The sequence below is a fragment of the Chitinivibrionales bacterium genome (assembly GCA_035516255.1).
Lineage (GTDB): Bacteria > Fibrobacterota > Chitinivibrionia > Chitinivibrionales > FEN-1185 > FEN-1185.
The window spans coordinates 65,464-79,092 of record DATJAL010000031.1; the positions used below are offsets into that span (position 1 = coordinate 65,464).

13 protein-coding genes are annotated in these 13,629 nt (G+C 54.5%); 4 read left to right on the top strand and 9 right to left on the bottom strand.

The annotated features are described in order from the left end of the window. Positions 1-293 precede the first annotated feature (293 nt). Positions 294-911, top strand: a complete 618-nt coding sequence (locus VLX68_09550) for a hypothetical protein (protein ID HUI92477.1) — start codon at positions 294-296, stop codon at positions 909-911. A gap of 151 nt (positions 912-1,062) precedes the next feature. Here VLX68_09550 and VLX68_09555 read toward each other — a convergent pair whose 3' ends face one another. From VLX68_09555 to VLX68_09585, 7 genes are all read right to left on the bottom strand, one after another. Next, positions 1,063-1,485, bottom strand: coding sequence for a DUF2914 domain-containing protein (locus VLX68_09555; GenBank protein ID HUI92478.1), 423 nt, complete (start codon positions 1,483-1,485; stop codon positions 1,063-1,065). A 286-nt stretch (positions 1,486-1,771) separates the two neighbouring features. Continuing rightward, entirely contained in the window at positions 1,772-1,984 is a 213-nt protein-coding gene (locus tag VLX68_09560; GenBank protein HUI92479.1) for a hypothetical protein, read from the bottom strand. Continuing rightward, entirely contained in the window at positions 1,985-2,335 is a 351-nt protein-coding gene (locus VLX68_09565; protein ID HUI92480.1) for a hypothetical protein, read from the bottom strand. Between the two features lie 70 nt (positions 2,336-2,405). Then, complete coding sequence (locus VLX68_09570; protein ID HUI92481.1) at positions 2,406-2,786, bottom strand: hypothetical protein; 381 nt, start codon at positions 2,784-2,786, stop codon at positions 2,406-2,408. Positions 2,787-2,904: 118 nt separating this feature from the next. Continuing rightward, positions 2,905-5,724: a DUF4982 domain-containing protein gene (locus VLX68_09575; protein ID HUI92482.1), complete on the bottom strand. Its 2,820-nt coding sequence runs from the start codon at positions 5,722-5,724 to the stop codon at positions 2,905-2,907. 112 nt (positions 5,725-5,836) lie between these two features. Beyond that, on the bottom strand, positions 5,837-7,456 hold the full coding sequence (locus VLX68_09580) for a hypothetical protein (GenBank protein HUI92483.1): 1,620 nt from the start codon (positions 7,454-7,456) through the stop codon (positions 5,837-5,839). Positions 7,457-7,677: 221 nt separating this feature from the next. Continuing rightward, positions 7,678-7,890 carry a hypothetical protein gene (locus VLX68_09585; GenBank protein HUI92484.1) on the bottom strand — a complete coding sequence of 71 codons (213 nt, stop codon included), beginning with the start codon at positions 7,888-7,890 and terminating at the stop codon, positions 7,678-7,680. Positions 7,891-8,104: 214 nt separating this feature from the next. Here VLX68_09585 and VLX68_09590 point away from each other — a divergent pair, with 214 nt between their 5' ends. The 3 genes from VLX68_09590 to VLX68_09600 are packed head-to-tail and all read left to right on the top strand — an operon-like array spanning position 8,105 to position 10,762. Then, the gene (locus VLX68_09590) at positions 8,105-9,115 is read left to right on the top strand and encodes a nucleotidyl transferase AbiEii/AbiGii toxin family protein (protein ID HUI92485.1); all 1,011 of its coding nucleotides are present in this window, start codon (positions 8,105-8,107) and stop codon (positions 9,113-9,115) included. Positions 9,116-9,124: 9 nt separating this feature from the next. Next, on the top strand, positions 9,125-10,003 hold the full coding sequence (locus VLX68_09595) for a hypothetical protein (GenBank protein HUI92486.1): 879 nt from the start codon (positions 9,125-9,127) through the stop codon (positions 10,001-10,003). Between the two features lie 54 nt (positions 10,004-10,057). Then, a complete protein-coding gene (locus VLX68_09600; protein ID HUI92487.1) occupies positions 10,058-10,762 on the top strand; it encodes a class I SAM-dependent methyltransferase in 705 nt (234 codons plus the stop codon). Positions 10,763-10,786: 24 nt separating this feature from the next. Here the strand turns inward: VLX68_09600 and VLX68_09605 are convergent, their stop codons facing one another. Continuing rightward, the gene (locus tag VLX68_09605) at positions 10,787-12,661 is read right to left on the bottom strand and encodes a PEGA domain-containing protein (protein HUI92488.1); all 1,875 of its coding nucleotides are present in this window, start codon (positions 12,659-12,661) and stop codon (positions 10,787-10,789) included. 10 nt (positions 12,662-12,671) lie between these two features. After that, entirely contained in the window at positions 12,672-13,289 is a 618-nt protein-coding gene (locus tag VLX68_09610; protein ID HUI92489.1) for an RNA polymerase sigma factor, read from the bottom strand. Between the last annotated feature and the right edge of the window lie 340 nt (positions 13,290-13,629).

The following is a 13,629-nucleotide window of genomic DNA, read 5'->3' on the forward strand; positions in this document are numbered from 1 at the left end:
GATTATGCTTCCTTTATTTGAAAAGATTTATTTGTTGAAGATGTTTTAACTGATTTTTCCCTATATAAATCAATTCCCGCCCTTTTGTAAATCAAGTAAGAAAAAAATTGCCAGGGGAACGCCAAGTTTTTTAAAATTGACAACCAAGGATATTATTTTCAATGTTTAGCCATAGTTATCCTGCAAGAAAATGCTTTTCATCCTCGCATGTCTCATATATTTTTTCTTCTCAGAAAAACCATGTATTTGGCACAGTATCATATAGTCGATTAACCGTTTAAAGGAGGTTCCCTTTGCATCCCCGCATCATGATGAAATCAATCATCGCCGTTTGCATTTTCTGCAGCTTGCTATTTGCGAAAGAGATGGTACTCACCACGCTCGACGGCGTCAAGATCGTGCTCAAGGAGGACAACACCTGGGTGCTGCAGAGCGGAAAGGCGCCGAGCTTCGAAAGGGATTTCACGGTGCCGGTGAACGGGGGCAAGTACGTGCTCATCGCGATGGACGGAACCTGGGGCTTTGTGGAGAAGGAGCTTGTCCACCAGGAGGACCAGGTGAGGGCCGATTCGATCGTCGGCAACGGCCATTCGGTGAACAAGGACGTCATGGCGGCAAACGCCGAGGCGCAGAAACAGGCGCTTTCGCAGGTCACCACGAAGATGCGGAACGCGCTGGCGAAACTGAAAATCGACCAGAAGCTGCTGGGCGACTGCATCAAGCGGGCCGAAAAGGACGTCACGAAAAAAGAGGACTTTAAGCAAGGCTTGGGCTGGGACGTTTCCATAAGGATGTTCGTTGACCGGGGCAGCATCCTTGCCGTTGCCGACTGCGCGATGGCCAAAGAGGACGAGGCTGCGGATTCAACGAAAAAGGCGGCCGGCGGGAAAAAGAAGAAGGCGGCGAAATAGACTTTTGTGCTATTATTGGAAGATAGGGGCGTTCCCCTCGCCTTCGGCGGGGCGCCCGGATTTTTTTATTTATTTACCTGGACAAAAAACCGGCACAATATTTTCACCTGCGCCGGTCTGAATATAAAATATCCGAAAAATATTTATACTATTACTTCGCCGTAAACGTCCCCGACCCGATCACCTCGCCCTGCTCGTTGACGACATCCACTTTCCAGTCGCCCGGCGTCACGGTCTTATAGCTCCAGAGACGGCCTGAGGCATACTTGAGCCGCAGGGGCAGTTCGAACACCTTTTCGCTGCCGTTGTACCACACGTGTTTCACCGTGACCGGCGCCCGGTCGATTGAAATTTTGGTCCAGCAGAACACCTTTCGCGACGTCGGTTCGAACACGTTGGTGACACCCACGAGCGCCCGCGATTCGACGCCGGTGCCAAACGCGATGCTGTCGAGCTTGCAAACCTTGGGCGCGGAGGAGGCCGAATCGGTTGACGCGGTAGAATCGGTCTGGGCGAACACGGTAAAGCTCATGAAAACGAGCCCGAGAATGGCGAGGAGTGCAATCCTCTTCATAAAAACTCCTTGGGTTAATAGTGTAGGTGAAAATGTTTTAAAATTATTTTCATGCGGATAAAACAGAATATTTGTTTATGGATCAACATATAATCCTATCATGTTTCACAAAACAAGTCCACCCTGAATTTGATTTTTATTTTCCTGAAAACCCCCGGTTCTCAAAAAATTGCCTCTGCCGGTCTTCCGGTCAAGATTGTTTTCCATTGCAGACCCGATGTCCCGGATCTGCACCCTGCCGATCCCATTTTCCGGCGTGTTTTTCGGCGGCAGGATTATTTCAATTTCAGGCGCCTTCCTTCTTTTTCGCCAGCCTTCTTACCAGAAAATATAATCCCGTCAGGGGCCATAGTAACCCCGCCCACATCGAGAGTCCCAGATTACCTTTCAATTGCACCTCCAGCATTGGGTCGCTGAGATTGTCGTTGATGAGGTATGCCCATGTGGCCGACGGCGCCTTTGTTTCAAGAGCGCCGTCACTTGCCTTCTTTTCTGTCAATTATCCGAACGCCTTTGCCATGTCATCTTCGATGTGCTGCCGCATGACCTCGAAAATATGGATGCTCAATTTCTGGAATTCATACAGCGGGTCCAGCCCGCCCATTTTCCGCAGGTGGATGCCTTCGCGTATTTCGGTCATTTCGGCAAGGTACCGCGACCAGTGCTTGTCATGATGGAACAGCGCGAGCGAGGTGCATTCAGCGGCAATGGTTTTGATTTTAAAATAAGGAGCAAGGGACTTGATTTTGTCAAGCACTGCATGATAAGGGGAAAGATCGTATTCAATGGAGCAGCCGTTAAGGCGTTTTATATAACGGTCGAGTTTGGCGAGCGTGTTTATATGCGGCATGATAATATCCCTTGTAAATGAAATGGTTTATGCAGTCAGGAAAACGCAAATTCAAGATGCAAAAAAACTGTCAGATGCGGCTGGAGTGAATGTCGTCGGCGGATTGATGCCAGATGGAGTGTTTCTGGGTGATCGAGATCAAGGGGTGAAAAAAACCGTTGTTGACGCTGTGCAATTTTAAGACTTGAAGGGCGAAGGCATTATATTCGGTCTGGACAAATTGATTGATGCACGGGTTTTCACGGGAACAATCCGGCTGCCGGATAGGGGAGAAAAATGTATTGCAAAAGGTGATATTAATTGATGGATGGTCATGAATGACGAGTTCGATTGAAGATTTGGCTTTGATCTCAGAATTATCCGATGTGACGCATAAGCCTGACTCAAGTCTTGCGAGCCAGATAAAAATATTGAGGATGAAAAGACAGCGGATGAACTTTGCTGCGTTCATGGATAAAACCTTACGTTTGAAATATATCAGGATTCAGCGGCAAAGAGCAAATGCTTTCTTTCTAAAGTAAAGCAGTATGATGCTGCCGGGGAACGCCCAGATTTGTCGTAGGAACGATTTATCGCAGTGCAAACACTCTCTTTACAAATACATTCCCGTCCACATTTGCCCGGATCAAATAAATCCCGCTCACCGAGCCGCTCCCGGTTGATGCTCCCGTCAACTGCACCAAATGCCAGCCCCGGTCCTGCTGAGCGCCTGCGATCCGCTGCACCACTTTGCCGCTCGCGTTGAGGATATCAACGGCGACATGCGCCGGTTGGTCTATGAAATACCGGACCACGCCTTTTGCATTTTCCAGCTTGAACGCCGGCAGGGAAGCGGCCGCTGAAAAAGACGCCGCGGGCCGGTACACCGGCGTCATGCCGATGGGGACGGTGGCGAATGACGCAGTGCCGGATGTCAATCCTGGTGACGCCGCAGTAACGTTCACGGTCCCCGGCATGAAGGTGGAGCGGACCGCCACCTTGCTCAGGCCGCCCTCGGCCTCGAGTTCCGGGTCGAGCGGGGAGTGGTAGCCCACGGGTTTTCCGGAGGTGACGTACGCATTGGCGCCGCCGCGGTAATTGCCCGGGCCCGAAACGCTCCAGGTGATGAAATGGCTGTCGGTGGGGCACAGGTTCCCCTGCGCGTCAACGACCTTCGCAACGATGAACGCCGCGTCGCTGCCGTTGGCCCTGATCTGGAACACCTCGCCGGTCTGCTTGACAATGGGAGAATCAACCGCGAGCACGATGTGGTCGGCGTTGCCGGCAGTCACCTTCCGGTCGGTGCACACCACGTTGCCGCTTGCGTCAAGGCCTTCGGCCAGAAGCGTGCCCGCCGCCCAGGTCACGTTGTCCCAGTAGGCCTGGAACGGAAGCTGCGTGGTGTTCTCGGTGAGGTCATTGTTGCTGCCGCTGCCCGTTGCCGGGTTCGGCGTCTTGGTGCCGATGACTGTTCCGTTAAGTGAAAGCCTGACGCTCGGGCAGTTGCTGAAGGCGTTGACGCGTACGGTTCCCGAACGGTTCCAGTGATGCGCAAGCGACACCACCGGCCTGATCGAATAGGGAACCCAGGCCGCCTGGTAAATCTTGTACAGCATCTTGGGGAAGCGGTTGAAGTCCATCATCGAGGTCCCGGTCGACCGCACGTTCGCGGCCGTCACACCTTCCAGATAATCGGCCTGCTCGCCGGGAGTGTCGGCCATGTACCATTGACAGACACCGAAGCAGTTTGCGGCCACGCTCGCCCTCCAGTTCTGGAAGTACTGCGCCGCGAACGCGATTTCGAAGTCGTAGGCGAACCTCGCCGAGCTCCTGTTCCAGGCCTCGGCGCACCACGCCGGGTTGTTGGGGTACTGGTTCTTCACCCCTATCTCGCATCCGGAAAGCGTGCAGGAAAGGATGTCGCCGTTGGCCGGATTGGGGGTCCGGTCGGCCTGCGCCCGGGTGTTGATGGGGTCCCACTGCACCGAGATCGCCTTGAGCGCCTGTGCCACGACCGTTGCCGTGACGCCGTTGTCCGCCTCCCAGGCGAGTATGGATGGATTGTTCCTGTCGCGGACGATCATGTCCCTGTGGAGCTCCGACTTCAGGATGTATTTGTTGTCGGTCAACACCGTGTTTGCGAACCCGTTCTCGCCGTCGCCGCTGGGCTGCACGAGCATGATGCCGTAATTGTCGCACGCGGCCACGAACCCCTTGCTGCACGATGAATGTCCCGGACGCCACAGGCTGCCCCCGCACTGCGCCATGAGCTTCGCGTCGCGGAATTCCTGCTCGTTGGGCACGGCGGAGCCCAGCGCCGGATAATCGTACCGAGAGGCGCCGCCGTCGAGCAGGTGCTTGTGGCCGTTGATATAGGGGAAATTCTTGTCCCATGTTATCACCCTGATCCCGAGCGGGTCTGCGAACAGGTCCAGCGTGGCCGAACCGACCTTTACAATGTGATAAACCTTGTACAGATACGGCGTGCCGAAGGTGCTGTTGTTCGGATACCAGAGGGTGGGATTGGCGACGTCGCCGGTCTGGTCGAACACGTAGCTCTGGCCCGCGGCGATTGACTGCGTCGCATCGAGGCTGAGCACCACGTTGTTGCCGTTGCGTATGTCAACCACCTTCGTGGTGAGCGTCACGTTCTGGGAAGCCGCGCTTTCGTTGAGGACGTTCGTCTGTATCTCCACCGTCGCCGACGACCCGTCGCCCGCAACCGACTTCGTCACCACGTAGGTTCCCCACTGGTTGAGCACCGAGTACACGTTCTGGGGGACGTGCACCTTGTCGGTGATGTGCATCCACACGGGCCGGAAAAGCCCGCCGTCCTCCTGGCCGAACCTGAACACCTCGGAGAAGCCGGGGTCCGTATAGAAGCCGCCGCTCTTGCCGACGCGGACGGCGAAAACGTTGTCGGCGCCGCCGAACTGTACGCTCGAGGTGATGTCCACGACGAACCCGATGAACCCGACCACGTGCGTGGCGTTCGGATTGAGCGCGCTGTTGCCGGGAATGAACGTCCCGTTGATGTACGCCGCGGCGCCCACGTGCGCTCCCTCGACCTCGATGAATATCTTCCTGCCGGAGTACTGGTTGTCAAGGGTGAAGTGCTTCCGGTACCAGCACGTGCCGCCGAGCATTGACCCGTCGCCGCCGCCGCTGCCCTGGTTGATGAAGGTGTCGGTGTCGTTCCAGCAGTGTGGAATGCCTACGTCCTTCCAGGTGGCGTCGTTGAAGGTCGGGCTCTGGGCGTTCGCCACGTCGCCCTTGGTGAATTTCCACGGCGTCTCGCCGAGGTTGATCGTCACGCGGTTGGACGGCTCGGGCGTGTAGGTTTCGGCGAAACACGTTGCCGCCAGAATGAATATCATAACGATAGTTGAAAGGCAGGATTTTACGGACATGGCAGCCTCCTTGTTTTGTCGCGCATTTATGAAATTTATTTGACAGGTTGACAGTTGAATGCTAACCGTTGACAAGAAATATATTATTCCCTTCTGTCAACATGAGTTCTCGTTATTGTGAATGCCACACCGCCGTCTGGGTCACCGGCTGTACCGGCGAATCGTCCATGTACGTGACCTTCACCGTATCGCCGTCGGCGACCGAGATGAACCCGGGCCGCGACGCGCCGGTCGTGAACCCGACCGTGCCGATGAAATTCCTGATTGTCGTTCCCGTCACCCGCAGGGTGTCCTTGATGCCCGCAGGGTCTTTCTTGCTTGTCACGGAGACCACGGCCGTGCTATCCGCGATGTCATTATCGCTCAGGTTGATCGTCATGCTGCCGGCAATGCCATGGTATGCGGCCGAATCAAGGAACATTATGCCCAGGACCGGCAGCCAGATGGTGTAACCGGCCACGATGTCCTGGCGCGGGGTCAGATCGTGATATACGATCGAGATGGTGTCGGCAACCGCGCCCATCACCGCAAGCACGCTGTCGCCCGACGAACCCTTCAGGGAGAACCAGACCTGGCCGAAAAAGTCGCCGGCGCCGCCGGCCGCCAGCAGTTTCACGGCGAACCCCACCGTGTCTTTCTTGCTTTTCACCCACACCGTGAGCGAGGAGTCGGTGACGTCCGGGTCCCACACGTGGATCGGCATGGGCGTGATCACGCCGAGAAAGGGGGAGCCGCCGGGCTGGACCGTTGCGGGCTGGCCGGCCCATGTTGTCGAAACGGAATCGGTCTGCGGCGGCGACGCGTCGGCGTAATACGCGGCGACGACGTCCTGGTCCCGCACCTCGATGAGTTTTTTCGCGGAATCGGATTTGACAATAGAGAAAAAGACGCTGTCGGAATAGGCGCCGACAAGGCCGGGTATTTTTTTCAGCGGCACCGTTATGCCCGCAGGGTCCGTGGTGCTTTTCACCTTCACCGGAACGGTGGGTCCAACGAGATCGGAATCAACCAGGGTGATGACAAGGGGGACAATGCAACTCTGGTAGGAGCCATTTTCAAACGAGATGATACCGCGATGGCCGCTATTTGCGGCAAGCAGGAAATCGTTGACGCCGGCGTAGGAGGAGATCGCCTTTTGGACGGTTTTATACCCCGCTGCTGACACGACAAGCGTATCGGTCACCGCCGAGACCTTTGCCAGACTACTATTTCTGGAGATCCCCCCCGGGGGAGCAGCGTGGTCTTGAACAAGAGGTGCCTTGAATATCGCTGTGCGATCACCGGTTTGCAGCTTGACAAGGTAGATTTTGTCGATGGGCATGGCCGCCAGCGGATTGATCCGGTATGATCCCTGGCTTACCTTTTCATCAACAAGCGCCGCAATGCGCCGGCCGGAAGGGTCAAACACCTCGAGCCGGACGCGCTCTCCGTTATTCGCAACCCCGAAGAAAAGGGCATTGTTCTGGAAAACAGGGGAGTAATTAAACGGACTCGAACTTTTCAGGGAACGAATTGAGTTTCCGGCAAGTAAATAGCCGCCGTTTGCGTCCGTTGTGGTGGACAGGGAAAGTCCCTTGAGACTGACTGTCGCGCCGCTTATGGCCTGTTGCGTGGAGGAATCTTTGACAATGCCGGTGAGATTGACGGATTGGCCGGCGGAAGCACAAAGAATACCGGCGGTTACAACAGCGCTCGCGGTTACAAAAATCGGATGAGAGGAATAAAATTTCATTGGCGCGTACCCGCCTCAAAGCAATGCCCTGAGAAAAGCGCACGCGATGCGTAACAAGCCCTTGACTTTCCCCCTCACCATACGCCGTCACTGCTCTATTATTATTGGAAAATATAGGTATAATGTAATGCGGAATCAATGAGATTGCTGATTATTTTTATGATTTGATTTAAAAGGCAAATTAAATAATATATTGGAGGATTATTTGGATGCTGCGAAGATCACCGCGATCGCTCAAAACACCCGGCAATGGCCGGGATTTTGCCGCGCTGCGACCGGGTGATGAATTCCGACCGGCGTAGTGCCGGAATTTTCCATCCCTGTTCGGAAGAAAAAAGGGCGCGCAGTTCATCTTCGCGGACTTCCCGCGGCGGGGTTTCACAATAGGCGGCGTCGAAGAAGTCGGGGGATTGGAGGGGAGAAAAGTTGTTCATGATATGGTTCCTGATCGGGCAAAAAATAATTTGTTTTAGGACTGGGTGTGATTCGAAATAACTTACTATTTATCAATATAAAATCTTATAATGGGGATGTTGTTCTCCAAGGATTGGAACGGTTAAAAAAGTTCTTTTCTAATGTAAATAACCAATAGTACCATTATAAGGATAAAATATACCGTTCCACAAAGGCCGAAAGGAGCGCGCGCCGATGTCCATAGCCTCGCCGGCTTTGTTCACAAAAGAGCATATTGAATCCCACGCGTTTGCGGCGCCGCTCGCGCTTGCCGAGCAGGCCGTCCACTGCCTCGAGCTCGTGGCCGAGCTTGCATGGGCAAACCTGTCGTTCCAGTTCAAGGGCGGCAACTCGCTGCTGGTCATCCTGCAGGATCCCCGGCGTTTTTCCATCGACGTTGACATCGCGACCGACGAGCCCGTGAGCCGCATCGAGGAGGTGCTCGACAAGATCACTGCCGAGTGCGGGGTGTTCTCCAAATGGACCAAGCGCCAGCACAAGACCAAGCCGTGGATCGCGCTGTCGAGCTACTATCTTTTTTACAAGTCGCATTACGTAAAGGAAGACGAGGCCTTTGTGATGCTCGACGCCCAGCTCACGCGCAGCCCGTATGCCACCAAGGACATGCCGGTTGCCTGCGGCGCGCTTTTCACCTCCGTGATACGGGCAGAGATGCCGCTCCCGTCAAGCCTTATCGGCGACAAGCTGCTCACGCTCGGGCCCGGCACCCTGGGGATTCCGGTGGGAAAAGGCAAGGAGGCGCAGCGGCTCAAGCACGTGTTCGATGTAAGCCTCCTGCTCGGGGCAGGGCCGCAGCTGTCAGGGATTCGGGAGAGTTTTTTCGCGTGCGTGAAGCATGAGAACAGGCTTCAGCAGAAGACGATCACCGCCGAACAGCTGCTGGAAGACACGCTGATGTTCTGCCGGTCGATAGTTGAGTACCATGGGGCGCATGAGGCGCAGAAAAACATGCCGCCCGTTTGCGCCGAAAACGTGAAAGGCCTTCCTGAATTCGCGGCACACCTGTTTACGAAAGGCTATTCATGGGAAGATCTCAGGCGTGACGCGGCACGAGTGGGGCTCTGCATCGCGGCGGTGTGCAACAATGGTGTGGATGATGCGGCGTTCGCAGAGGCATTAAAAAAATGCGGCGATGATGCCAAAAAGTGCTGGCAAGCGGCAGCGGCGTGGGCCGCAAAGGAGTAAAAATAGAGAGTGGCCCGCACCTTTAGGTCGGGCCGAAGGAACAATTTTAAAAATATTTTAAGGGAAAAATGCAGAAACCCGACGCGGTTACGGCGTGGGTCAAGAAATAAGAGAGAAAAGGAAAGTCGCGGCTTTAGGTCAGATAAAATGAAAATATTTTTAATTACATGTTCTCTCTTATTATTAAGTACAAATGCGGCGACCAATAACAGGGGCTATAATTTTAATAAGCTTGCTCATGCAATAGATTCAGATTCCTGTTGTCCGATTTGGAAAGTCAATGAGAACAAGACAGGCAAGGGATACGGTTATCAATTAATCTTTAATGAAAACGCTGCGGACGAAATTCAAATTGCCAATTTCGATTCAGTTCTCGATGGAAAGGATTATTTATTGCTTGCATGCTACGGTAAAATCAATCCTCCGGAAAATGACGGCTATGTCATCGGCACTGCAAATCCACCCCCAACCTCCGGGAAAATCCTTGTTTACGATTGCGGATTTCATAAAATCACCGAAATAGAATCCCAAAAAGTCGTAAAAATTACCCTGATTAATTTGTTAGGAAGTGATGTGCGTGAAATCGTTTCCTGGGAAGACCACCGTTATGGTACCGCTACAACTCGAAGGGTTTTAAACATTTATCAAGTTCGTTCTGATAAGAAAATAAGAAAAATATTTGAGCATGACGTGGTAGACGCGAGGCTTCTGCCTGGAGGTTCCTGCGATGACAAAGAGAGTTGCTACGAAATTGATTTTCGGTCATTTGTCAAACAAAAAAAGATTGTGGTAGTTAACAAGGACAGTGGAGAAAAAGAAACGTATCAATGGGACGGCCAATGTTATAGAGATGAAACCAGCCGTAAGCGTTGTCCCGTCGGGCCATGAATCCAATGGCGTTCTGAATATAAACCGCAAACAGTTTTTAATGGCATCATTTTTATGTCATTTCATTCCATCTATTTCTGCCCCCTCTGCTCCTCCTCCGTTGAATCCTATTGCAAGGATGATTTCCGGTTGTATCTCCGCTGCCCCTCCTGCAGCCTAATTTTCGTCCCTCCCCAATACCACGTGTCCCCTGACGAGGAAAAACTCCGTTATGCCAGGCACAGGAATACAAAAGACAATGAAAACTACGTTGCCTATTTATCGGGCATTGCAAATGAAATTCTCGATTTGACCGAGCAGCCTCCCTCGGTTCTTGATTTCGGCTGCGGGGAATATCAGGTGCTCTCGGACATTTTAAACGAGCGGGGAGCGCGATGCGCGTCCTACGACCCGCTGTACGGCATATCAACGATAACGCCGGGGGAGCGCTACGACATCGTTGTGGCATGCGAGGTGTTCGAGCACCTGCGCGGCGTTAAAAAGGAATTGGACCTTGTGGCGGGCCTGATGAAACCGGACGGTTTTCTGTTCGTCCGCACGCTGTTGTACGACGGCGTGCAGGACTTCGCCTCATGGTGGTATGCCAAGGACGTCACCCATGTCAATTTTTTCTGCGAAATGTCCATGGAAAAGGTGGGGGAGATTATGGGAATCAAGCTGCTGTCATCGGATAAAAGAAATACGGTGGTTTTTTCAAACGGTGCGAAGGCGAAGAAAAAATGGACGTGGAAACCAAACTTTGAAGGCGAAGATTCTTAATCGAAGCTGGGTTTCTCCATTATCTCACATAGCACTGAATTTTTTCAAATCCGCCATGCATGTCTCGCGCCAAATCCCGTCCGGCGCCAGTGACAGATATGTTTTAAAATCCCTCTGTGCTTCCTCCACCTTGCCCGTGGCAAGCTCGCATTCGGCGCGGCGGAAGAAAGCGGCTGCACGGTACTTGCTGGCATGGAAGGAGTCAATGAGCCGCGAATACCAGAGCGCCGCTTTCTCGCACCTATTCAAGTCCTGACCCAGGATACAGGCAAGATTGTACATGGACCTGTCGATGTCAGGGTCGTCCGGAAACGTTGTGATGTGTTTTTTATAGGTCTCCGCCGCGTTTTCGTATTTGCCGAGGTAATACTGGATTTCGGCGAGCTTGCTGTACGCGCTGTGCGCCCAGATCGCGTTGGGCTGGACAATAAGGAATTCCACCAGCGCCATTTCGGCCCCCTGGTAATCGCCCAGGCAGTTGGCGCGCATGGTGGCCATCTGCCACAGGAGCTGCCCCTTGTCCTGCGGCGTTTCGGCCTTCTGATACTTGTCCTCGAGCGCCTCCGAGGCCTTGGCGAAGTCTCCGAGCTTCTGGTAACAGGCGTTCACCTTTTCCATGAGGCACATCCTGCCCTTGAGGTCGACGATGCCGCTTGACCAGAGCGAATCGAAGATGTGGAGGGCGCGCTGGTATTCGCCGCTCGAAATGTCAACGAGCGCCTCGATGTAGTCCGGAATGAGCGCGAGCTCGGTTTCACCTTGCTGTCGCAGCGAGACGGGAAGCGCCGCGACTTTCTTGGCCGGCGCAGGCTGCGGCTGAGACGCCGAGACCGCGGCGGAAAGGGGAGCGTGCACCGCGCAGACGAGGTCGCGGTCAACCCTGACGCTGGTTTCCCACGGCGAATAACCGTCGGCATAGACTGCGATGGCATAGTCGCCGCCCTTGCGTACCTTGACCATGAACGGCGTTTTCCCCGACATGGTGCCGTTGATGAGGACCATTGCGCCGTCGGGGTTGGAGGTGATGTCGAGCACGCCGGTTTCCGCGTCCTGGCCCGCAAGCATGCCGAGCACTGAGATCTCGTGGATCGGCGCGGACATTCCCGAAAGCCTGCGTCCCACGGGCCCCACGTCCCGGCTCACGGTGAGCTGGCGGCCGGTCTCGACCAGGGTATCGGACCCCTCCACGCCGTCCGACGGCATGAGCAGGACCTTTCCCTGATACACCGACAGCGCGGTTTTCGACCGGTCAAACGCCTCCACCTTGAACACAGTGCCCACGACCCTGCATGACGCGCACGGGGTCTGCACCTCGAACCGCTCGCCGCCTTCTCGTTTTGTCACCTTAACAAGCACGCTGCCCTTTGAGAGAAAACATATCTGCTGCGATTCGTTTGATTTCCTGATCACGAGCCGCGAACCCGCGAATAATTCCAACGCGCTTCCCCGGCCCAGCCTTATGACGGCCGATCCGTTGCCCGCGGGAACGGCGATCACGGTGCCGAGCGGCGCTTTTCTGGCAAAGGCTCCTGTTTCACCGGAAGTCACGGTTTGGGCCGTGCCCATGCCGCCCCAGGTGACGCTTGCGCTGCCGCGTACGCTCATGATGCTTGCCAGGGAAGTGGCGGAGCTTCCGTTGAGCAGGGCAATGGTAACGCCTGCGCCGGCGATCAAAAGAACAAGGCCGGCAGCCGCGGCCCATGCAACATTCAAATGAGGCAACCGGAAAGAAAGGCCGAAGTATTGCCGGGCCGCTGGTTTTTCATCGAGCCGGACAAACAGGTCGTTTTCGAGCCGCTGCCACTCGTTGTCCGTTTTGGCAGGCACCCGCACCCTTCTCAAAAGCTCGCCAAGCCGGCCTTCAGAAAGGTTGTCTTTGTTTGTTCCCGGATTCGACATAGTGCTTTCCTTAATGTTCCACATGCCGCTTAAGGAGTTTCTCGAGCGTCTTTCTTCCGTGGAACAGCCGCGATTTCACCGTTCCCAGCGGAATGTTCGACATCTCGGCAATCTCCTCCAGCGATCGTCCTTCCATTTCGTACATCACCACGGTCATCCGTTTCTCAGCGTCCAGCTTGTCAAGCGCATCGTAGATCGAGGCCTCCAGCTCCCGCTGCTCTAGGTCGGCCGAGGGACCGTTTGCGCTGGGGTCCGCTTCGGCCTCCATCTGCTCCGTATCGTACACCACCTGGGGCTGCCGCTTGCGGTATTTTTTGCGCAGCTGCGTCGTGCATACTTTCGCGCCGATCCGGTACACCCATGTGTCAAGCGACGAGTCGCCCTTGAAGTATGCAAGGCTCTTGAACAGCTCAATGAACACCTGCTGCAGCACGTCGTCGGTGTCGAATTTCGGCCCGAGCGACTTATATACCAAGTCATGCACCTTGTGCTTGTAGCAGTTGAACAGCTCCCGCTGGGCCCTGCGATCGTTCTTCAAGCATTGCTGCAAAAGCAGCCTCGTGTCCTGCATCGCGCCCTCGGTGCCGTCACTTCTGGCTCTAGTGGTATAGTCGCTGGTTTGGGGCATTTGTTTCAATAAAATAATAAAAAGTGGAATATTCAAATGAAATACGCTGAAAGACATGGGCGCCCCCCGCCGAAGACGGCGGCGGCCCTCCTTCCGGGCTCGGCCCTTCGGCCTCGTTGCCGGACCGCCCTGTGCCGCTTCGCGGCGGGGTCGGCCGACAATGCGCTCCAGCGCACCACTCCAGTCCTGCCTGGCGCGTCGAGATGCAATATTTCCATGAGCGACGCATCAGTGACTCCTATCGAATCATCTGTGCACGACAAAGTGGAGGAGTGAAAAAATCCTTCATGTAATTGATTATGTTAGTTGAAATAATAGGTTGATATTAAATAAGAAATTA